Source organism: Rubritalea tangerina, from assembly GCF_042683245.1.
GTDB lineage: Bacteria > Verrucomicrobiota > Verrucomicrobiia > Verrucomicrobiales > Akkermansiaceae > Rubritalea > Rubritalea tangerina.
On record NZ_JBHUJB010000021.1, the window covers coordinates 127,282 to 149,311 of the forward strand.

Here is a 22,030-nt window from a genome sequence, read left to right on the forward strand (position 1 = left end):
ACCTATGAAGATGCGCTTACATCTCGAGCATCATGCGAGTAGGGTTTTCGAGACACTCCTTGATTCGAATCAAGAAAGTGACAGCTTCCTTACCGTCCACTAGGCGGTGGTCGTAACTGAGAGCGAGATACATCATTGGGCGAATCTCAACTTTGCCATTCACAGCGACTGGGCGTTGTTGGATGGTGTGCATGCCAAGGATTCCAGACTGAGGTGGGTTGAGGATAGGAGTGGAGAGGAGTGATCCGTACACACCGCCATTGGAAATGGTGAAGCAGCCACCCTGGAGGTCAGCCATTTCGATTTTCCCTTCACGCGCCTTTGTTGCGTAATCAATGATGTCTTTTTCAATGTCGGCGAAGCCTTTTTGGTCACAATCGCGCAAGACTGGAACCACTAGTCCCTTCTCCGTGCCAATAGCACATCCGATGTCGTAGAAGTGATTCTCAATGATGTCAGTGCCTTCGATGCGAGCATTGATCTGAGGCACATCTTTGAGGGCCTGCGTAACAGCCTTCACGAAAATGGACATGAAGCCAAGTTTGCAACCATGCTTTTTGACGAAGTCATCCTGAACTTCTTTACGAAGTTTCATGATGGCAGTCATGTCAACTTCGTTGAATGTTGTGAGGATTGCTGCAGTTTGTTGTGCATTCACCAAGTGTGTGGAGATCTTGCGACGCAGCATGGACATCTTCTTGCGCGTGGTGCGACCTTCTTGGACTGGGGTGCCGGCTTTTTCACCTTTGGTGCCAGTGGTGGCATCGAGTTGTGGCTTAACGCTAGGAGTGCTTGGAGCAGGTGTTGCTGGTGCACTTGCTGCAGGCGTTGCTGGTTTAGCAGGTTCAGGCGTACTTGCTGGCGTGGCAGGAGTAGGAGTGCTCTTAGGAGCTGCACCACCAACAGTGATTTTAGCAATCAATGTGCCGATTTCGACCTCTTCACCTTCTGGTGTGATGATTTCAATTGAGCCGGAGGTTTCAGCTTCCAGCTCTGTAGATACCTTGTCGGTCTCGAGAGTGACAAGGATATCCCCTTTGGAGACCTGATCTCCGTTAGAGACGTGCCAATTTGCAACATTCGCAGATGTGACAGACTCACCAGCGGCAGGCACAAGTACGTCAACCACTTCACCTGTGTTAGTGGCAGGTGTTGGAGTGGGCTCTGTTGCAGGTGTGGCTGCTGGTGTCTCAGCCGTGACTGGTGCAGCAGGAGTTGCTGCGGATCCGGCGGCATCAATGTTAGCTACTACTGTACCGATTGCTACCTCTTCACCTTCTTGAACGAGAATCTTGATGGTGCCGGACTCTTCGGCTTCAAGCTCTGAGGAAACCTTGTCGGTTTCGATAGTGAGGAGGATGTCTCCTTTTGAGACGTTGGCGCCGTCTGCGACGTGCCACTGGGCAACGTTGGCAGAAGTGACGGATTCACCTGCGTTTGGGATTGTTACTTCGAATGACATGATGTGTCTGTGTGGGTAAAGTTGGTTAAGTTGTTAACGGATTAGATGCTGAATGCTTCTTCAAGGAGGGCTTTTTGCTCCTTCTTGTGCATTGCTTTGGAGCCGGTCGCAGGGCTGGATGCCTCTTTGCGGCCAGCGTATCGGATGCGAGCGTCGAAGGTGTCTGCTAGAAGTGGGTTGATGAAGCTCCAAGCACCCATATTCTTAGGTTCTTCCTGACACCAAACGAACTTAGCGGCGTTCGGGAATTGGCTAGAGAGCGCTTTGACCATTTCTTCATGGTATGGATAGAGCTGCTCAACGCGAAGGATAGCTGTAGATTCATCTCCGATGCTTTCGCGGTGTTGGACTAGATCGTAGTAGACTTTACCGGTGCAGAATACGATGCGGTCCACTTTCTCTGGAGTGCTGAATACTTTATCGTCAGGGAGGATTTCCTGGAAGCAGGTGCCATCAACAAAATCGTCGATCTTGGATACAGCCTCAGCCCTTGAAAGGAGACTCTTAGGAGTCATGAGAATGAGTGGCTTGCGGAAATTGCGCTTCTTCTGGCGACGGAGTGCGTGGAAGTATTGAGCTGGTGTGGTGAAGTTGCCCACCTGCATGTTGTCTTCAGCGCAAAGTTGAAGGAATCGCTCAAGGCGCGCACTGGAGTGCTCTGGCCCCATGCCTTCGTATCCGTGAGGTAGAAGCATCACCAATGAGCTTGGTGTTTGCCATTTAGATTCTGCTGAGGAGATGAATTGATCGATGATGACCTGAGCTCCATTTGAGAAGTCACCGAACTGAGCTTCCCACATGGCGAGCATGTTAGGGCAGCCGAGTGAATAGCCGTAGTCGAAACCTAATACAGCGAACTCTGAAAGGAAGCTGTTGTAGACACAGAATTTCGCTTGGTCTTCAGAGAGGTTCTGGAGTGGGAAGTAGCGATCACGTGTCTTGTTGTCGTAGAATACAGCATGACGCTGTGAGAAAGTACCGCGTCGGCAATCTTGGCCAGAAAGACGCACTGGGTGACCTTCTAGCAAGAGACCACCCCAGGCAAGCGATTCAGCGAATGCCCAATCGATCCCTTCCCCACTATTAAGTGCGTCTGCGCGACGTGGCACGAAACGCTTAGCGAGTGTTGGGTGAAGTGTGAAGCCTTCTGGGACACTTGTGAGTGTTTGACCGATGTGCTTCAGAGTTTCGAGCTTGAGGCCAGTATTGACAGCAGCATGTGAATACGGAGGTTGTGGTTCGGCAGTTGATCCAGAGAATTGGGAACGATCCCCTTCTTTCTCAAGTTCACGCATCGTTTGGTATCCCTCTTCGAGTTTATCCCAGATGGAGTTTTGGATGGCGTCAGCTTCAGCTTGTGTGAGTGTGCCATTTTCTACCAAGTTGGACTTGTACGATTGGCCAAGTGTTTTGCGTTTCGCAATCTTGCCATAGATATGTGGCGCGGTGAATGCCGCTTGATCGGTTTCGTTATGGCCTTGGCGGCGGTAGCAGTACATGTCGATGACGATGTCGCGACCGAACTTTTGGCGGAATTCGAGAGCAAAGAGTGCTGCCCAAACGAGCTCTTGTGGGTCCTCACCGTTGACGTGAAGGATCGGAGCTTCGATCATCTTTGCTACATCAGTAGCGTAGGCAGACGAACGAGCATCCGCAGGCATTGTGGTGAAACCAATCTGGTTATTTACAATGAAGTGGATTGTGCCGCCTGTGCGGTAACCTGGAAGCTGTGATAGGTTGAGAACTTCTGCGACGGAGCCTTGACCAGCGAATGCTGCATCACCGTGGATAAGGATTGGGAGTACTTGCTTGCGGTCAGTTTGAACGCCATCGTCTCCGATGATGCGTTGTCTCGCGCGTGCTTTACCTTCTGTGACTGCGTTGACGGCTTCGAGGTGAGATGGGTTAGCTGCGAGACTGAGGCGTACTTCGCCGTCAGCGAGTTGACGCACCTTTTCATATCCGAGGTGGTATTTCACATCGCCATCACCCGCAACGATTGCTGGCACATAGTCTGGAGTGAATTCATAAAGAATGGTGGTGAGTGACTTCTGGAGGAAGTTACGTAGAACGTTGAGGCGGCCACGGTGAGCCATTCCAAGTTCGATCTCCTTAACGTTAGATGACGGGCAATTCTCCAATACGGCATTGAGGAGAACCATGAGACCTTCTCCCCCTTCGAGCGAGAAGCGCTTCTCACCTAGGAATTTTTTACCGAGGAAAGACTCGAAGAGTTCTGATTCGAGAATCCACTTAAGTGTCTTTTCTGCGTCGAAGTTTTGAGCTTGTGATTCGGTGAAGCGGTTTTCGATGCGTGTGCGGATCCAATGGCGCACTTCCGTGTTGTGGATGTGCATGAATTCGAAGCCGATCTTGCTTGAGTAGCATTCCTCAAGACCTGAAACCATTTCCTTGAGCTTCATCTTTTTGCCGCCACGGAAGAATGGTGTGGAGGCCTCACGCTCGAGGTCGCCATCACTGAGTCCAAACTGGCTGAGTTCGAGGCGAGGGTTGCGTGGTGCTTCATCGAGAAGCGGGTTGATCTGTGCCTGGGTGTGACCTAGCGTGCGGTAGTTGTAGACAAGGCTGACGCACTTTCCACGGAATGCGAGATCTTGCTCGGAGGCGTTGGTTGCTCCTGTTGTTGAGCTGGCTGAGTTAGCAGCCCCTCCCTTTTGTTTAACTTGCGCGGACCCCAGTTCAAAACCTTCAAAGAAGGCGGACCAATTTTCTTCAACTGAGCGTGGGTCGTCACACCACTGTTCGTACTTTTCGTCGAGCAAGTCTGCATTAAGTCGGGCAGAGACTGATGATTTCATTTTGGTGGATTTATAGGCTGTAAACTTGTCCGTGTGCGGCATTTAGTGCTTGGTCATCACGGAAGATGCCTTTACTTAGGAGTCCAACACTAAAGAGTCAATCGCGCATCTGACATTTTCGTCGCAAATTTGACGATTTATTCATCATTTCCATAAAATTATCTCATCATGATAGAAGTCCAGAACCTCACGAAGCGCTATGGCCGATTTACGGCCGTGAATAACATCAGCTTTGAAGTTGGTAATGGGCAAGTTGTGGGCTTCCTTGGGCCTAACGGCGCAGGCAAAACAACAACCCTCCGTATGCTAACGGGCTTCCTTCCTCCCACTTCAGGCAAGGCGAGCATCAATGGTTTTGACGTCTTCAAAGATTCCATAAAGGCGCGGCGTTCTATCGGATATATGCCAGAGAATGTGCCCCTATATGATGATGTGCGAGTAAAGGAATATTTGAGTTTCCGCGCGCATTTGAAAGGTTTGCGTGGACGCGACGCTCGGAACCACGTGGGTGATGCACTAGAGATGTGTGGCCTCCAACATATGCGTAGACGCATGATCAAGACACTGTCTAAAGGATATCGCCAGCGTGTGGGTTTGGCAGACGCGCTAATAAATCAGCCACCTTTGCTTGTGTTAGATGAGCCAACTAATGGTCTTGATCCGAATCAGATCCGCTCCATTCGTAAGTTGATTAAGAGGCTTGGTGAGAAGCACACCATTTTAGTCTCTACGCACATCTTAAGCGAGGTTGAGATGGTTGCTGACCACGTGGTGATTGTTGACTCTGGAAAGATCAAGGCATCTGACACCCCTGAGAACTTGATTCGCAACATGCGTGCAGCTGGGCATATCGAATTGGAGGTGCGTGGAGATGCCGCCATCATTCAGGCTGCTTTGGAGCGCATTGATAACGTGAAGAAGGTTATCGCTAACCCCACGCATACAGACTGGCTCAACTTTTCAATACTCTGTGACTCTGGTACGGATTCACGAGAAAAAGTGGCGCAGCTTGCATCTCAATATGGATGGCAAATTCGCTCGCTGCATCGCCATAAGTCCACCTTGGAAGAGGTGTTTGTAGAGCTTACGCGCCAGGATTAACCTTTGGCGCGCCGCCCTCGTGCCTTATACGGTAAAATCAGGCGTAAACTGGACCATGTCGTAGTCCACCCCTCTTGAGTCGCAGAGGAGATTGCAAGACATGCGTCCGCTTTCGTAGATGGTTGGGAGACCGCTACCGGGGTGTGTGCCTCCGCCAACGAGGTAGACATTATCAAACTCACGAAGCTTGTTGGGTGGTCTGAAGTAGAGCATTTGGTCCATGGTGTGCGCGAGATTGAAAGTGGCTCCCAGGAAGATGTCTTGACTGGCCCAGTCGTCTGGTGTGATCCATCGCTCAGCGACAATGTGTTGGCGCAGATCCTTCATCCCAGTTTGACGTTCAATCTTATCGAGCACTTTGTTGCGATATTCTTCACCATGCTTAGACCAGTCGAAGCCGTGTCGCGTATTGATGGTTGGCACGAGGATGTAGAGTTGTGAGTGTCCTTCAGGTGCAACATGGGGGTCGACGACGCTGGAGTTGCGCACGTAGACAGACATATCTTCGGAGACGGTCTTTTCGCCAGTGATGTCCTCTACGTTATTACGATAGCTGTCGGCGAAGAGAATGTGGTGGTGCGGTTCTTCTTTGTAAATGGTGTCCAAACCTAAGTAGAGCATGAAGGTGGAACAGGAGAACTTTTTCTTCCGCATGTCTGCTTCTGAGGCTCCATGGCCATTCATGATCTTAACCATTGATTGAGCATAGTCGGCATTCACTATGACGTCATCAGCCATCATGGTTTCTCCATTCTCAAGTAGCACACCTTTTGCTTGAGAGTCTTCAAAGAGCACTTCTTTGACAGCGGTATTTAAGAGTATTTTACCACCCTCTTCTTCCACAACCTTGGCCATTGCGTCTGAGATTTTACATAAGCCACCCTGGACGTGGAAGATCCCATACTTGTATTCAAGGTAGGACAAGATGCTGAATAAGCCGGGGCAGTGCCACGGGCTCATACCTAGGTATTTCGCCTGAAATGTGAAGGCGAGCATGAGTCTCTCGTCATCAAAGTATTCCTTGAGTACGTCTACTACGTTTTTTGTGGTGGCAACATACTTTAGGACTCTCGCCATCTCGGGGGTGAAGTATGCTTTCAGCTTGTGATATGGCTTTTGCAGGCATGGGAAGACAGCATTCATCTTTTTCCCATGGTCATCCATGAAGCGCCTAAATCCGTCTGATTGCCCACGAAATGAAGCCTCAATATTCTGACACATTGTCTCTAGATCAGAACTTGTTTCTAGAGATGTGTCTGACCATGTGAGCTTGGTCATTGGGTCGAGCTGGACAATGTCGAGGTAATCCTCGGTCTTTCTACCCACCTCAGCAAACATTTCATCAAGGGTGAACTTCTGGTGGAGGAAGGTTGGGCCAGTATCAAAAGAATACGGACCAACTTTAAGTTCAGCATTGCGCCCCCCTACTCTGTCGGCCTTTTCCACGATAGTCACATCGAAACCACGGTGACTTAATAACATTGCTGATGTTAGGCCGCCAGGACCTGCTCCGATAACGAGTACTTTCTTTTTAGAGTGCATGCTTATCCTTAAGTATTCTTCACAAAAGAGAGGGATTCAATACTGTCAAATCACTTAATCAATTTTGTCTAATTTTTGTCTAATCGACTTCACTTCTTTTATGAGTGATGGTAGCCGGCTGAGTGCTGCTTGTTTTTTCTGTTCCTCTTTTGCTGGTCTAGCTGGGAGCCCCCAGTAGACTTGGTCGCCATCGAGACTCTTCATGACGCCAGTGCGGCCCATGAGTGTGGCTTTATCACCCACCTTGAGGTGTCCAGCGATGCCAGATTGTGCGGCACATGTGACATAATCTCCAAATTCCGCACTTCCAGCGATGCCAGTCTGTGCTACAACGAGGCAATGCTTCCCAATCTTAACGTTGTGAGCGATTTGAACTAAGTTATCGATCTTGGTGCCCTCACCTATTGAGGTTTTACCAAATCTCGCTCGATCGATAGTTGAGTTTGCTCCGATCTCGACGTCATCAGCAATGGTGACAATCCCGACTTGATCGATTTTGAGGTGCTTGCCATCGACGAATTCGTAGCCGTAGCCATCGGCTCCTATGACGCAACCAGGCTGCAGGATGACTCTGTTACCAAGCTGGCAGTTTTCACGGATGGTGACGTTGGCATAAATGAGGCATGCATCGCCTATTTTAACATTTTCGCCAATGACGGCGCCGGGGCCGATCTCAGTGTGATCACCAATAAAGGCACCAGACTCTATAATCACTCCTGCTTTGATGGAGACTTTGCTAGGGTCAAGTGTGACGTCCTCTGCGATAATTGCTGACGGGTGGATTCCTGCGGTGAAGGGGCGCGAATCTGCAGCTAGCTTCTTCATCACTTCGCCAAAAGCGAGTGAGGGGTTTTCTACCTCAACGATTCCAACCCCCTCAGGGTAGGTGTCAACAATGGGTGGAACTAGAACGATTCCAGCTTCGGTGGCGAGATAATCATTATAGTACTTTTCGTTACCGAGAAATGAGATGTCAGTTTTTTGAGCTTCGTCAAGTGAGGCAACCCCTTGGAAAGTTGTGCTGCTGCCTGTTTGAAGCATTTTGCCGCCAGTCAGCTTCGTGATAGTTTCAATTGTTAGTTCCACGTAATTAGACAAGCATCATCTGTTGGTATTGTCAGTATTTGTTTAACGACTAGGTCTATAATTGTGCATTTCTTCTATCGATGTCTTTGAGGGCTTTCGACACTTTCTAACTAATAGAGTATGCAGTATTTATTTCTATTGTCGCTCGTGCTTAATGGAATGCATATTTGTATAAAAACAGCAGATGATGCTTTGAATGTTCATTTTTTTAAATTTCATCCTTGGCGTAGAATCTGATAGGTGACAATATATTCACGCTTCATAACAAGCACACCTACTACCGATCCGGCTGGGGGCCTACTCAATTTGGGTAGGTCCCCAGCTTTTTTTGAGTTTTTTACAGAATTCCCCTTCTAATATAGGGGATCCTTTGCATAGTGCGCACATGTCAGCCGTGAATTACAAATTGGGGAATGAAAAGCTCATCAAGGTGCTCGATGGTGCATCTGAGCACCTATGTGGTTTACTTGAGAAGCAAGGGCGTGCCGATGGAGCGTTACGCATTGCGGTTGTCGGGGGCGGTTGTTCGGGCTTACAGTACAAAATGGATTTAGTAGATGGCCCCAGAGATCGCGATATTCTTATTCCAAGTAATGGAGTGAATGTAGTGATTGACCCCAAAAGTGCTCTATTTGTAGCGGGAAGTGAGCTCGATTATTCTGACGACCTTCAGCAAGGCGGCTTCAAAGTTACCAACCCGAATGCACAGGTCACTTGCTCGTGCGGGGAGAGCTTTGCTGCCTAATTTTAAAGAAATTTGCTCGCACAAGTGGCTGGGTATCGCTATAGGCCATGTATGCCCACGAATAAAATTGCTATCACATTGAGTAGTTTGGCTGCTGCCCTATTGGTATCCTGCTCCAATAGCACGACGGTTTCTGATCAGACCAATCCAGTAGTGGCTGACAAAAAGTTCCCAGCTGCATTCCCCTATAAGGATAGCAAAACTCAAGTCATCAGCCCCTACAAACCCTATAATGTGATTAATGTTAAAGGGTTAAAGTCAGGCCACCTGGCTAGAGATGTCTCAACAGCGAAGGTTGATAAGTCGACTGGCAAACCCGACCTTTCAACGGCTAAGATTTTCCGAGTTCCAGAGTTTACTAACTCTACAGCTGCCAAGAACTAGAATAGTTCTGAATGATTTCTTTGATGGGGCTGCCTGATTCCAGGTAGCCTCATTTTATTTGTAGTCGAGCTCACTTTCAGGTGATTCCGTTTTCTCGATACGTTTGATTTTCATTACTGGATATGTCACCCCCTCGATTGTCTCGTAATACATTTCGCCACCCACGAGCACCCATGTGTTGTCATCGAATTGGGGTAATTCACCATCAAACTCAATAGAGAGTGGGATTGTCTTCATGTCGGCAGCACAGCAGGTCATGAAGAGGCGGTAGAGACGCATACGCTTGCCGTCAGGGTTGCGATTTGGCTCAGTGCGAATCATCCCAGTGGTCTCGAAATTTAAGCCAGTAAAGACCCGTTCTAACTCAGAGTCTCCTGCTGAATAGAAAAGCTCTAATAGATTCATCTGGTAGAAACCGTCGGCAGATTTTTGACGGGTTTCGTCGAGTGTTTCTTTAGTGAATGGTGGCAGGTCGGCCAAGAAGCGCATAGAAGCTGGGTCGAGGTCTTGCGCCGATTGCTTAGCAATGTGTTCGTCTGCGACTTTGTGCTCGGTCCAATTCAGGGCGACAAGTAATGGCAAGAGGATGATCAAGAGTGCCATGAAGGGGTTGAGATCAGAACCTTCGTGATCATGACTACAGTCGCCGCCGTGGTGGCAGGAGCTCTCTACCTTGAAGGTGAAGAGGTTGAAAAGGCCAACAACGACAGTAGCAGCTCCTCCAATCAAGAGTGGAGTTTGAAACTTGGGAGAGAGGTAAGCATCGATGTGCGGACCTTGATAGAAGTACAACATGACCCCGCCCCAAATGAGCATGCTGAGTGAGAATGCGATGCGTTGAATGCGAATCATAAGCCCCTCCCTTCTGAGCTCCATTGTGATTCAATATTTTGACTCCACCTGAAAAGGCCATCCCACTCACTCCATGCAAGGCAAATACCTAATGTGCCAAGGAAAAGCAGTATGGAGAAGATGAACAAGAAGCGCTTTCGCATTACTGTTTGGTATAGGAAGAGTAGCTTCACATCCAGCATGGGGCCGAACACCATAAAAGCCATTTTTGATGCGTAGCTGAAGGTGCCTAGAGAGGCGGCAAGGAAAGCGTCAGAGGTGCTGCAGACGCTTAACACAAATGCCAAGGTCATCAGCAGGATGGTTCCTTTGAGTGGATCCCCCGCATATCCATTGATAGTCTCGTAATAGTCAACCTGAATGATGTTGAACATGGCTGTGAGGCACACACCTATAGTGAAATACACAGCTACATCCACAAAGTCTTTCATCCCCGAGCGCATAGCAGCTACTAAACGATTCTGCGGTGCGTGCTCATGCTCATGACGATGGTCGCAGTGTGAGTGATCGTGTGAGTGATCGTGTGAGTGATCGTGGCTGCAGCAAGTGTGTGCAGCCTGGCAGTGATCCTGCTCCCCTTCTTTGTTTTTGATTGTTTTAAGCAGTGAGGCGCGAATGACTTTTTCGATCGGCACCCACATGAGAATAAGGCCAACAATGACAGCTATGAGGTAGCCGATGCCTACCCTTGATAGAGTAACATAGAGGGCTTGCTGTTCATTGAAGGCGCTCCAGGTGCTGAGAATTGTTACTGGGTTTACGATGGGAGCAGCAAGCATGTAGGTGAAAGCACATGAAACTGGCAGACCTTTCGCTACGAGTCTTCGGATCACTGGTACGACCGCGCATTCGCAAACTGGAAGAATGATGCCTAAAAAGCCACAAAGCAGAATGGCTGGAAGTTTTCTTTTTGGGAGTACTCTTTCTAGAACGCCTGAAGGCATATAGACATCGATGAAGCCGCTCACCATGGTTCCCAGAAGAATGAAGGGTGCACCTTCTAGCAAAAGGGATAGAAAAAAGTAGGCAAAGGTGCTGTGAGAGATGGAGTCCATAGATTGGCCGATTTAGAACTACTGTCTCAGCGCAGCTTCGTCAACTCAGCGTCTCAGTTTCTTTATTTCTATGAGGGTATGGGGTTGAGGTGTTGGGAATTCTGAGTTGATAGGATTACTGGGTTGCATGATAGAAAATATCGCGTCAGATTCGAATTCACATGGCGACTGAAGCACCCAATAAGTTCACTCCAAAGAATGGTCCGGAATTGCAGAATGGTCCACCTCAGAACGAGGAAGAGAAGTTTGCACAACGTTCTTTACCCAACGCATTGGGTCCAGAGAAGTCCTTGCTTTCATCCATGCTGCAGGACCCCTCTGAGTACGTCATGCGCTCTGAGGAAATGGGCCTCACGTCCGAGCATTTCTACCACCCTTCTCATCAAACATTGCACCGAGTGGTCAAGGAGCTTTCTGATGCTGGCACTGAGATCGAGTTGGTGTCTTTGACGCAAATCCTGATGGATAAGGGTGTATTGGATAATATCGGAGGCCCTTCCGCGCTCACTGAGATTTACACCTACGCGCCAACTGCGGCGCATTTCGACCATCACCTGGCAATCGTTAAGGATAAATTCATCCTACGTAACATTATTTCATCATGTACTGATGCCATAAGCCGCTCATTCGAGGATCAAGAAGAGGTTGCCGCCTTGTTGGATGAGGTTGAGCAGAAGATATTCGCTATCCGTGAGGGGGCGGACATCGAGCAAGCCCCAACAGTGAAGGAGGATGTGCGCAAGGTGATTGAGGACTTTGAAAAATTCCTCGCTGGCGGCGGTGCCCCTATGGGGATTAAGTCTGGATACACCCAGCTCGACACCATGTGTAACGGCTTAAAGCCTGGTGAAATGTTCGTTATCGCAGCTCGTCCGTCGATGGGTAAGACTTCATTCGTGATGAATATCGTCGAGCACATCTGCCTCGACGCCAAACTTCCCTCCATGTTTTTCTCGTGTGAGATGACCTCCCAGCAGATTGTCCAACGTCTCCTTTTCGCGCGTGCGAGGTACAAGATTACCAATCTACGTAATGGTATGGCGCCAACAAAATCTGAGCTCGTTAGAATTAAGAATGCTGCTCAGGAGATTGCCGAATCGAAACTTTTCATTGATGACACGGCAGGTATTTCTATTTCCGAGTTGCGAGCGAAGGCACGCCGTAAGAAAAAGGAAGAGGATATTCAAGTTATCGCGATCGATTACTTGCAGTTGATGAAGTCGACCTCAAAGCAAGCGCAAGGGTCTCGCGAACGTGAAATTGCGGAAATCTCAGCTGGTTTGAAGGCGCTTGCCAAGGAGTTGGCGATACCTGTGATTGTTTTGGCGCAGTTGAACCGTGGTCCTGAAAACCGTGGCGGCTCTCCCAGGATGTCAGATTTGCGTGAATCTGGCTCTATCGAACAGGATGCTGATATGATCGGTCTGCTTTTCCGTACTGCATACTACGCTGAAAACCAAGAGGAACGCGATGAGCAGGACGGCATCGCTGAACTTAACCTTGCTAAAAATCGTAACGGGCCCACCGGCTCTATCCCCCTCACCTTCATCAAAGAGCTTATGCGCTTTGAGAATAGTGCTAAAGAGGTTGAGCCTGGCTAGTGTGGCTGATTGCCATCCTCTTTGCGCCAAGGGTGCAAAGAATGATGTTTTCCGTGGAAGTCTTCGGCGTAGTAGGCACTAGCAGCTACCGCGCAGATATACATTAGCGGCACAATAATGAGTGCAAAGCCGAAGGTGGCGAGCGAGAGCCATGCGGTAATGAAGGTAACGAAGAGGTTACCTCCCACAAGAATACCTAAGCCTGCGACATAGTGATGTTTGTAGAGGTGGCCAAGTCCTGGGATTACGCTGAGAAATCCAGCAATCATATTACGGTCCGCGTGCGACCACGCTTCCATTATTTCGCGATGCGTGTTCATAATTGTCGATTTTTATTAATTATTAACCATTGTATCACAGTGATTAACATGAATCGACACTTATTGCTTCGCGGCTCCGTAGGCTTGATCGTATTTATCAGCTTCCCCTAACTCGGCATACACCTTATCTTGGGTGTCTAGTTTACTGACCTTCTCAAAAATAATCACATCAAACTGGTCGGTAACTGCAGTGCTATTTCCGGGAAATCGCTTTGGCCAGGCTTTGACGCGTTTCCAGTCTTGGCTTTCATGGAAGGATGCGTGCTTGATGCGATTTTCGTGCTCACAGTATTTGCCATCCCAGATGTAGATAGTCCCAAGCTCCATTTGATAGAGTGGTAAGTTTTCATTGCGCTCCCTCTCTTTTGTCATTGTGGTGCGCTGGTGGAAATTGTGGGCGATGTGTTTAGCTAAGATGATGCGATCGGGGTATTGGTCACTGGCCCAGCGGGATGCTTCAGTAATAATTTTGGGGTAAGTCCCTTGCTCGAGTGGTTTAGCGATGAGTTGGTATTCAGGCTCAGCCTCCCCTTTCATGATGGCTTCCCAATCTTGGTAGACCACTTGGTGATGCGCCATGTTGAGCCCTTGAAATACGATGAAGATAGAAATGGTGGCAAGTACTGGGACGCGCCATGCATCTCTCACATTTTCTTGGATTTGGCTGACACCCTCAGCGGCGAGCAAAGCCACGAATGGAGCCATCGGCATTAAAAAATGGTAGTAACCTCCCGAAGCGAATGCTCCTTTCCAGTATATAAGTGAGTGGAGAATGAAGTAGACTGGAAACGTAGCTAGCAGAAGGCTCCACTGTGATAGTCGCTTGCGGATACGGAAACTCCCAACAAGACTTAAGATAAATACCGTGAGGCCAACCCCACCTATATAAAGTGGGACATAATGATAAATCGTGCCGCTTCCATACATGGTCGTGGGCTTCGACTCAAAGTAGACCATGAATGGAATGCTTCGTTGGATTATGAACGCTGCAAGATTATATGCAAAGATGGCGGATACAGTGCTCACACCGTAGAGTGCATCTCGACCTAATGCAGGTAAGATGTTTGCTGCGCTTATCTCACCTTTAAGTCTTTGGAGGCAGTGGCGGCCAAAGCCCCCTTCACTGAAGGTAACCCATAAGCCCCAAATTCCAGTAATGAGAATGCCTTCGTGGCGGATGAGTGAAAGGTAGCCAAAACAGAATCCAGCAAGATGCCAACGCTTCGTCATCCCCAGCCAGACTCCCAAGATCCAGAAAAGCATGAATGGTGTTTGAGTGAGAATCGGGTAGCTCAACTCAGGGAACCAAGACTGGAAAAGCAGCAGCATGGGAACCGACCAAAGCGCCCGAATCTCAAGAAGCTTGCCGACTTTGTACGTGATCGAAGTGGCGAAAAGCGCCAGAATGAAGGTGAATATGCGTGTCTCAGTAAATCCAAGTGGCGCGATGAATAGGTGGATGAAATTGCGTCCCGGACGTGTCCAGTGATTGAAGAGTTGGTCCGGGTTCTCCCAGACGCTCTTTGAAAAAAGATAGTGGCTAACTTCGTCATCTAGAATCCATCCAGAGTTAGAGAGCAACCTATAGGTGATCCAAGTCACCCCCAAAAGGATGCTGAACCACATCACGTACTTTTCGACGCGCGTCATAGTGGATGGCTTCTATTGGTCAATTACCATGACGTTGGCATTGCGTCGCCAAAGACCATACTTGAAGATGCAGTAGATCGCCCGTACGCCATCTTTCCAGCCTATGTGCTTCCCTTCATCGAAAGAGCGCGGATAGTAAGAAACTGCCACCTCCATGACGCGTAGACGGCGGCGAGCAATTTTGGCTGTAATTTCAGGTTCAAATCCGAAGCGGTTCTCTTCGATTTCAATATTCTGGATAACCTCTCTGCGAAATGCTTTGTAGCACGTCTCCATGTCAGTGACATATAAGTCTGTCACCATGTTGGAGAGTGTTGTTAGGAATCTATTTCCCATAGTGTGCCAGAACCTGAGAACTCGGCGTGGATTGTCACGTAGATAGCGTGATCCGTAGCATACATCGCAGTCACCATTGATGAGCGGCTGTACAACCAATGGGAATTCATTGGGGTCATATTCAAGATCCGCATCTTGAACGATTACGAAGGGTAATGTGGCACCTTGGAAGCCAGTTCTTAGAGCTGCACCTTTACCTTGGTTGACTTCATGTCTTAGCAGCTTCACTGAGTCGTTGCTATCAGCAATGGCTTGGACGATATTGGAGGTGCGGTCACGTGAACAATCATCGACCACGATGACCTCCCCTACGAGGGGGACCGAGAGGACTGAGTCAATGACTTGAGCCACGGTTTTCTCCTCATTATAGGCTGGGATGACGACACTTAGTGGCTTCTCGATGGTGGTAGAGCTCATGATGATGGGTAAATTGGTTGAATCTCTGAATCGGGGCGCCCCCATTCACAATATTATCTAGAAAAGACCAAGAATTTTCTGGCAATAAAGTTCACTAGTGCAGAACTGACCGCAAAGGCACCCGTGGCAAGCCAGTTGGCAAAGCCTAGATCTAACATCACATTCTTACCAATTTCCCCGCCGATAAAGCTAACAGCGGAAATGAATGTGAATACGCCTATTTCATTCCAGAAGCTTAGTTTGCCGGGGGTGAAAACGAGCCAACGGTTTGTGAAATAGGCGAATAAATTGGCGGGGACAAATGCGGTAAAGAGAGCGATGCGCAGATTGACCTTTTTCGTCTCAACAGGCAGATCGTTAGACATGAACTCTGGTGCGTACCAGTGAAACATGCTGACGACGAGTGCGAGGATAACGGTGGAAAGCACACCGCAGATGCCGTATTTAAAAAATTGCGCCCAGAGTGGCCCCTCTTTCAGCTTTAGCTCATCGAAGATAATCTTTGGGTGGAGCGGAATCTCACCGAAGATGGGCACTGACAATGACAGCGGGTATTTACGAGCGCGAGTCATAGAATGAAAAAAGACGTAGCTGTTGGTTTTCAGCTACGTCTCTGGGGAAATTGTTCAAGTAATGGAGTTAGCCGCCAATCTCAGTGCGTCCTGAGAGTGATGCGCCCTCTTCCATGCTGAGCATTTTAGTTTTGATATCGCCTTCGAGCTTTGAGTTGCTCTTGAGCTCGCAACGCTCAGAATTAATAGTGCCCTCGACTTTTCCGTAGAGCTTAACCTCGCCAGCTTTGATGTCGCCTTTGATTTTAGCGTTCTCACCAATCGTCACCTTACCTTTGTCGGAAGTGATTTCACCATCGATCTTGCCATCGATGATCATGTCATTGGAGAACTTGATCGAACCTGTGATTTCGATTCCGCTAGCGAGTACGTTTGTTGCATTGGCCATAACTGCGATGAGATCAGCACATATTGCGCTTCAGAGCAATTTAATATTCGTGAAATAATGCGAATTAAACCTCATCTTCATCGTCATTGAGCTGGAACTCAGCCCATTCGACAGAATCATTGAGTGCAGGCACTGCTGCTTCGAGCAAATTGTCGAGATCAGGCTCATCTGAGTCGTAACGGAAGGCAAGCAATGGGCCGCCGTGTTCTATGTTGGGTTCAGCATCGTTTACTGTCGACTCACGAGCAAAGTACCAATCGAGTATCCCCTCTTTAGTATTGGGGTTCCAATGCGCGATGACTTCGATGATGGCCATTGGATCGTCATCTCCATCTTGGCGCTGCGCTTCTAGATCATCTTCATCGCAGTCAATTCCCGTCACACCTTCATACTCAGTGCTGTCTGGGTATTCACCGAGGAGTTCCTCGATAACTGAAAATGCCTCTGTGCCTTTCTCAATGATGGTCATTGCGTGAAGATGACAGTGATCGCCATCCCAACAAGTGCAAATTTATTGATCGATGAAGAATGAGAGGTTTTCCAATTCCATGGCGAGGTCGACTCGCGTCACGACAACATTGTCGGGAGTCTGAAGAATGGTGGGTGAGAAGTTGAGAATCCCTTGGACTCCTGCTTCAACAAGTGTGTTTGCGACTTGCTGGCCGTATTCAGCTGGCACACATAAAACAGCCATGCGCACATTGTTTTTCTGGATGAAGGGCACCATTTCCTTATCTGGGTATACAGGAACTGGCACCCTACTCGTGTCGATGTTTTTGGCGTTTTTATCGAAGGCTGCAAGCATCTCAAAACCCTCTTTCATGAAACCTTCATAACGCAGGAGGGCTCGGCCTAGGTTCCCCGCTCCAACCAAAATAACGGGTTGGAGAGTGGCTCTGCCAAGAACCTCCCTAAAAGTTGTGAGAAGCACCTCGACAGGATACCCGAGCCCTCGGGTGCCAAATTGACCAAAATACCCAAGATCCTTGCGCAGCTGTGCAGGCTTCACTCCTGCTGCTGAAGCTAATGCGGATGAACTAACCGTCTCAATACCCTTCTCGCTCAACCTGCGTAAACAGCGACTGTAGATTGAGATGCGGTAGATTGCTTTTCTGGGTATTTCAACTTTGTCCACGGATATTCACTGTATAGTAAATGGGGAATTGAGGCAATATTGCTCTGCGTTAGAGTGAATCAGCAATTTTGTTAGTAATCTCAAGCGCCACATCCAGAGCGGCCGCGCCATGATGGCCGGTGACGGCAGGAGTTTCCCCCTTCGCGACACAATCAATGAAAGATGCAAGTTCGAGCTTCAGTGGCTCGTCCTTCTCAATTTCAACGTCGCTTTTCATGATTTGCATTCCCTCTTTCCAGTACATTTCACCGCTTTGCTCTTGGTAATCGAGTGATAGGTAGCAATCACCTTGGAAAACGCGTAGTTTACGCATTTTTTCAGGTGAAATGCGGCTTGCAGTCACATTCGCTACGCAGCCATTTTCGAAACGAAGGCGCGCGTTAGCAATATCTTCACGGTGAGTGAGGACGTTGACACCCACAGCATCAATATTCACCACAGGCGACTTCACAAGATGTAAAATGATCTCAAGATCATGGATCATAACGTCGAGAACGACACCGATATCCATGCTGCGGTTCGGAAATGGAGACAATCTGTGGGCTTCGATAAATTTCGGCTCAGTGAGCTTCGCTTCTAGTGAACGCATGACAGGGTTGAAACGTTCAATGTGCCCCACTTGAAGAATGCGATCCTTATTGTGCGAGGTCTCAATGAGTGCACGAGCATCATCGAGGCTGTTAGCAATCGGCTTCTCCATAAGCACATCACAACCAAGCTCCATGAGTTTGCATCCAACTTCACGGTGCACCACTGTTGGAACAGCAACGCTGACAGCTTGAGCGTGCTGAGCTAACTCTTCTAAGGATGAGACTGCTACTCCACCAAATTCGTCAGCTACTTGCTTCGCTCTCTCAATATCTTGGTCGTATATGGCTGTAAGCTCTACGTTCTCTAGCAGTGAATACACGCGCGCGTGATTTCTCCCCATTGAACCCGTACCTGCTACACCTGCCTTAATTTTCATGTGGGGACTCATAGTGGATGATGTCCCCAGTTGCAAGCAGTTAGCAAGGTGTGCCTAACTTGCACACCTAACAATTATGAGGAAAGTGAGTTGCTAATCCTCGAGAGCAATGATGGTAATTCCGCGCTCATCACAAAGCTTTTCGACCTCATCTCGTCCGAGGATGAGTGTTTTGTGCGCCTCGCATGCAATGACTTGGACGCCGGCGTCATAGCAGGCTTGGATGGTGAGAGCGCCAAGGCAAGGTACATCAAAACGGAAATCTTGTTTGGGTTTTGAAACTTTGGCGAGCGTGCAGCTCTTACCGCGCCCTAGCTCCCCTCCCCGCTTAATGCAGGCATTGGTGCCCTCGAATGCTTCGACGGCAAGAACTGTGCCGTGACGGACGACGACGCTCTGGCCGATATCCATGCGGCTTGTTTCTTTTGCGGTGCGGAACCCAAACTCAGCATCTTCGATGGCGCGCTTCTTGAGCTTAGGCCCGCAGACGTGACCGGGTTCTGGGAGAAGGTCTTCGAGGTGGGTGGTTGCGTTCATGAGCTCAATCCCATCTTTCTGTAACTCATTGGCAACAGCTCCAAAAAGAGTCTCTGCATTTCGCTCTTTAACTTTTGCGAGCATCATGAGGGTGCGCATGTCTGGACGTAGATCAAAGAGATTACGTGGAGCGATCTGGCCTACCATGATAGCTTGGCTTGCCCCTTGTTTTTTGAAGAATTTTATTACAGCTCCGAGCTGTCCGACGCGGAACCATTCCATTGCCTCAACAAGTTCTTCCAATTCTGGTGTAGTTTCGCCATGGAAGCCAGCAACTACCAGTTTGACACCAGGGACTTTCTTGCGTGCAGCCGCAATAAATGTTTCAGGGTATATGCCATTTCCTGCAATGATGCCTATAGTTGGTACGCTCATGTGAGAGGTATTGAATCAAGTTGGGGCTGAGTTTCAACCCTACATGATAGAAAAGAAGATGCGGTGGCCAGATAGACTAGCAACCGCATTGAGTATGAATAACAAATGAATGAGGTGTTGACTAGAAGAGCGAATAGACCATTCCCATCTGGAATCGGAATACGTCATCACTATCATTGCCATTCTGAGCCTGTTTAAAACCATAGAGGCATTCGACACCTAGTGACCATCTCTCGCGGATTTGCCATATCATGTTGGCTGCTGCATAGTTACTGAAATCGTAAAATTCAGGGTCCATTCCAGATGCTGGGTCGAGATCGGCATGTCCAAACACAAGGTTAGAGCGGTATCTATCAGACCAATGATGTGTCCAAGCGCCCATAAGGCTCCAGTATGGCAATGCTTTAAAGCTGCCATCGGAGTTGAAGCCGCCATCACTATTTAAGAAGCTGGTGTCATTCCCCATACCGCCAATACCTTCACCAACGACCCCAAGGAACTGGAAGGAGTCTTTTTCAGTAGCATTGAGGTTGAATCCTAGGTTCACCCCCCATCCAAAATCGTGGTGGTCTTGGCCAAAGCTATCACGCGCACCGATATCACGCAAAATCGTACTTAACTGTACGTGACCCCACTTCGCGTTTTCCCAGCGCGTGTTGAGGGCAAAATCGGGTATACGTGTCTGCTTTTGCGGCGCATCCACAAAAAAGTCCGGCTTCTCAATGCCAAAAGAGGCATTCCAGCAATCATTCATCGCGTGCGTGTACTGCACGACTGGGCGACGAGCAAAAATCACTGAGTTGGGGCCTTCATAGTCGACTGTATCAGGCCAAACATCCGGATTTTCCCATACCGATTGGGAATAGCCTACTTTGAGCCCAAAGTATTGACCATAAATGTGCTGGAGCCTGTATTTCATATCCGCGCTATCATCTCCAAAGAAGTCATTTTGGTAGTAAAAGCGGAAGTCTCCAGGTTGGTCTGGTGCACGCACGTCAGCGCTGAGTTGGGTGCCATTGGCATTCATGTTAAATTGACCACCGCCTCCGAACTCAGGACTCCCTTTGAGCGGGAATTTTGCGGGAACAAAGCGAGCCTTTGAACCTGCATTGCGGTTATCATAAGTCATATCAACACGTGCCTTAGCATTGAGCTTGATGATTGCAGGTGTGTTAGGAATTGCAAAGAAGCCTCTGTATTCGGGATCTACGGTATAGTCGAGTGGTCTCGATGCTGGGATTTGTCTATCATTAAGCGTTTGCCTGTAGGTCACAGGACTGCGTTTGCCAATTCGCTCCGGCACCATAGCCTCGACGAGATTAGTTGGTTCAGCAGTGTTGTTTCTTGCCGCTTTTTCGACAGGTTGTATCGGTTGAGGCTTTCTGCTGTTCTGAGCTTGGGATAGCGCTTGGGCCTGACTGGCTTGCTTCTTCTCCAGTTCATCAATGCGCGCCTGCATTCTATCCATCATCCTTTGCATCTCGAGCGCTGACTTACGTAGCTCAGCAATCTCGGCAGAATCATCAGCTTGGATGCTAGTCGGCAGAAAAGCTGCGCAGAGAAGGAGCGGGAGCGCGCCTGAGCGTATTTGGTGGGGATGTATTCTCATAGTAGTTTCAGTGGCTGTGTGTTTATTTGGTAGAACCGAAAATATTGAGATCTAACTCGCTTGCGATGAACTCTATTGCCTTCTGAGCACGCACGCTGTTGCCGTAGGTGTCGAGCGGAGGAGCAAAACCAACAATGGTTAGTTCTCCTGGAACGACTGCGACGATGCCTCCACCTACTCCCGTCTTGGCGGGTAGACCAGCATTCCAAGCCCACTGACCAGAGCCATCGTAGAACCCATTCATGGTCATAGTCGCTAGGACTTTGGGGACATATTTTTTATCGATGCATTTTTCCTTAGTGATTGGATTGACTCCGCCATTTGCCAGTGTGGATCCCATGACTGCTAGTTGCTCAGCCGTAACTCCCACCGAACATTGCTTGGTGTACACCTCGGTGGCCTCTAGCGGGTCACAGAAAAGGTTCCCTGAATTAAATAATACATGAGCAATCCCCCGGTTTCGGAAGTTAGTGTCAGCTTCAGACTTGAAAATATCCGGCATCACAATGAGCTTGCTGCCAGCGAATTTCTCATAAGTTTTGTGGATTTTGTCCCAACGCTCTTCAGGTGACTTTGCTTTAATCAAGCTAACGGTAGCTATCGCTCCGGCGTTCACAAATGGATTGTCAGCTCTACCGTCTCCTTCCTCGATGGCTGTGATCGAGTTGAATGCCTCTCCGGTAGGCTCGACATTGACTTTGTCATAGACAATTTTATCACCTGATTCCTGCATCACTAAACACATGGTGAAAACCTTAGAGCACGATTGGATCGAGAAAGGTGTGTCGACATCCCCCACCTTAATCACGTCTCCATCTTTGGTGATAATCACAATGCCGAAGAGCTCGCTTGGGACTTTTGCAAGGGCAGGAATGTAGTCAGCATTCTTACCGCTTTTGTCGTCTTTGAACTTAGCATGGGCTTGTTCTGCTACTTTTTGAAGTTGGTCTTTGCTAGGAGCTGCTAGAGCAACCGCCGAAGCAGCTAGTGCTGCACAACATTGTGCTGTAAGGGAGTGTAATTTCATACCTATCAGTGTGGGTTTATACATAACTGAGTATAATTAACTCAGCTAAG

At 48.7% G+C, this 22,030-nt stretch carries 21 protein-coding genes; 4 read left to right on the top strand and 17 right to left on the bottom strand.

The window, feature by feature from the left end; genetic code table 11:
- Window positions 1-16 precede the first annotated feature (16 nt).
- Together sucB and ACFSW8_RS04810 are read right to left on the bottom strand one after the other, a co-directional pair.
- A complete protein-coding gene (sucB, locus tag ACFSW8_RS04805; RefSeq protein WP_377090373.1) occupies window positions 17-1,462 on the bottom strand; it encodes a dihydrolipoyllysine-residue succinyltransferase in 1,446 nt (481 codons plus the stop codon).
- A 41-nt stretch (window positions 1,463-1,503) separates the two neighbouring features.
- The gene (locus ACFSW8_RS04810; RefSeq protein ID WP_377091565.1) at window positions 1,504-4,281 is read right to left on the bottom strand and encodes a 2-oxoglutarate dehydrogenase E1 component; all 2,778 of its coding nucleotides are present in this window, start codon (window positions 4,279-4,281) and stop codon (window positions 1,504-1,506) included.
- A gap of 168 nt (window positions 4,282-4,449) precedes the next feature.
- Here ACFSW8_RS04810 and ACFSW8_RS04815 point away from each other — a divergent pair, with 168 nt between their 5' ends.
- Window positions 4,450-5,382, top strand: coding sequence for an ABC transporter ATP-binding protein (locus ACFSW8_RS04815; RefSeq protein ID WP_377090374.1), 933 nt, complete (start codon window positions 4,450-4,452; stop codon window positions 5,380-5,382).
- Window positions 5,383-5,406: 24 nt separating this feature from the next.
- Here ACFSW8_RS04815 and ACFSW8_RS04820 read toward each other — a convergent pair whose 3' ends face one another.
- Window positions 5,407-6,924 (bottom strand): phytoene desaturase family protein, encoded by a 1,518-nt coding sequence (locus ACFSW8_RS04820; RefSeq protein ID WP_377090375.1) that lies wholly within the window; start codon window positions 6,922-6,924, stop codon window positions 5,407-5,409.
- Between the two features lie 54 nt (window positions 6,925-6,978).
- Entirely contained in the window at window positions 6,979-8,022 is a 1,044-nt protein-coding gene (gene lpxD / locus ACFSW8_RS04825; RefSeq protein ID WP_377090376.1) for a UDP-3-O-(3-hydroxymyristoyl)glucosamine N-acyltransferase, read from the bottom strand.
- Between the two features lie 373 nt (window positions 8,023-8,395).
- On the opposite strand from lpxD, the gene ACFSW8_RS04830 reads away from it, so the two are divergent.
- Complete coding sequence (locus ACFSW8_RS04830; protein ID WP_377091567.1) at window positions 8,396-8,755, top strand: HesB/IscA family protein; 360 nt, start codon at window positions 8,396-8,398, stop codon at window positions 8,753-8,755.
- A 51-nt stretch (window positions 8,756-8,806) separates the two neighbouring features.
- On the top strand, window positions 8,807-9,139 hold the full coding sequence (locus tag ACFSW8_RS04835; protein WP_377177584.1) for a hypothetical protein: 333 nt from the start codon (window positions 8,807-8,809) through the stop codon (window positions 9,137-9,139).
- Window positions 9,140-9,193: 54 nt separating this feature from the next.
- Here the strand turns inward: ACFSW8_RS04835 and ACFSW8_RS04840 are convergent, their stop codons facing one another.
- Together ACFSW8_RS04840 and ACFSW8_RS04845 are read right to left on the bottom strand one after the other, a co-directional pair.
- Window positions 9,194-9,991, bottom strand: coding sequence for a TIGR03943 family putative permease subunit (locus ACFSW8_RS04840; protein WP_377177586.1), 798 nt, complete (start codon window positions 9,989-9,991; stop codon window positions 9,194-9,196).
- Complete coding sequence (locus ACFSW8_RS04845) at window positions 9,988-11,046, bottom strand: permease (protein WP_377090379.1); 1,059 nt, start codon at window positions 11,044-11,046, stop codon at window positions 9,988-9,990. Before ACFSW8_RS04845 ends, ACFSW8_RS04840 begins: the two co-directional genes overlap by 4 nt.
- 161 nt (window positions 11,047-11,207) lie before the next feature.
- On the opposite strand from ACFSW8_RS04845, the gene dnaB reads away from it, so the two are divergent.
- Window positions 11,208-12,647: a replicative DNA helicase gene (gene dnaB / locus ACFSW8_RS04850; protein WP_377090381.1), complete on the top strand. Its 1,440-nt coding sequence runs from the start codon at window positions 11,208-11,210 to the stop codon at window positions 12,645-12,647.
- On the opposite strand, the gene ACFSW8_RS04855 is transcribed toward dnaB, so the two are convergent.
- From ACFSW8_RS04855 to glsA, 11 genes are all read right to left on the bottom strand, one after another.
- Entirely contained in the window at window positions 12,644-12,967 is a 324-nt protein-coding gene (locus ACFSW8_RS04855) for a hypothetical protein (protein WP_377090383.1), read from the bottom strand. The genes dnaB and ACFSW8_RS04855 overlap by 4 nt on opposite strands.
- A gap of 60 nt (window positions 12,968-13,027) precedes the next feature.
- A complete protein-coding gene (locus ACFSW8_RS04860) occupies window positions 13,028-14,617 on the bottom strand; it encodes a hypothetical protein (protein WP_377090384.1) in 1,590 nt (529 codons plus the stop codon).
- A 12-nt stretch (window positions 14,618-14,629) separates the two neighbouring features.
- Window positions 14,630-15,370 (bottom strand): glycosyltransferase family 2 protein, encoded by a 741-nt coding sequence (locus tag ACFSW8_RS04865; RefSeq protein ID WP_377091568.1) that lies wholly within the window; start codon window positions 15,368-15,370, stop codon window positions 14,630-14,632.
- A gap of 53 nt (window positions 15,371-15,423) precedes the next feature.
- On the bottom strand, window positions 15,424-15,942 hold the full coding sequence (locus ACFSW8_RS04870) for a GtrA family protein (protein WP_377090385.1): 519 nt from the start codon (window positions 15,940-15,942) through the stop codon (window positions 15,424-15,426).
- A gap of 67 nt (window positions 15,943-16,009) precedes the next feature.
- Complete coding sequence (locus tag ACFSW8_RS04875) at window positions 16,010-16,330, bottom strand: bactofilin family protein (RefSeq protein ID WP_377090386.1); 321 nt, start codon at window positions 16,328-16,330, stop codon at window positions 16,010-16,012.
- Between the two features lie 64 nt (window positions 16,331-16,394).
- The gene (locus tag ACFSW8_RS04880; RefSeq protein WP_377090387.1) at window positions 16,395-16,799 is read right to left on the bottom strand and encodes a hypothetical protein; all 405 of its coding nucleotides are present in this window, start codon (window positions 16,797-16,799) and stop codon (window positions 16,395-16,397) included.
- Window positions 16,800-16,841: 42 nt separating this feature from the next.
- A complete protein-coding gene (locus tag ACFSW8_RS04885) occupies window positions 16,842-17,465 on the bottom strand; it encodes a redox-sensing transcriptional repressor Rex (RefSeq protein WP_377090388.1) in 624 nt (207 codons plus the stop codon).
- Between the two features lie 49 nt (window positions 17,466-17,514).
- Window positions 17,515-18,432 carry a Gfo/Idh/MocA family oxidoreductase gene (locus ACFSW8_RS04890; RefSeq protein WP_377177588.1) on the bottom strand — a complete coding sequence of 306 codons (918 nt, stop codon included), beginning with the start codon at window positions 18,430-18,432 and terminating at the stop codon, window positions 17,515-17,517.
- A gap of 93 nt (window positions 18,433-18,525) precedes the next feature.
- Window positions 18,526-19,344 (bottom strand): LpxI family protein, encoded by an 819-nt coding sequence (locus ACFSW8_RS04895; RefSeq protein ID WP_377090390.1) that lies wholly within the window; start codon window positions 19,342-19,344, stop codon window positions 18,526-18,528.
- Window positions 19,345-19,465: 121 nt separating this feature from the next.
- Window positions 19,466-20,953 (bottom strand): DcaP family trimeric outer membrane transporter, encoded by a 1,488-nt coding sequence (locus tag ACFSW8_RS04900; RefSeq protein ID WP_377090391.1) that lies wholly within the window; start codon window positions 20,951-20,953, stop codon window positions 19,466-19,468.
- A 22-nt stretch (window positions 20,954-20,975) separates the two neighbouring features.
- Window positions 20,976-21,980 carry a glutaminase A gene (glsA, locus tag ACFSW8_RS04905; protein WP_377090392.1) on the bottom strand — a complete coding sequence of 335 codons (1,005 nt, stop codon included), beginning with the start codon at window positions 21,978-21,980 and terminating at the stop codon, window positions 20,976-20,978.
- Between the last annotated feature and the right edge of the window lie 50 nt (window positions 21,981-22,030).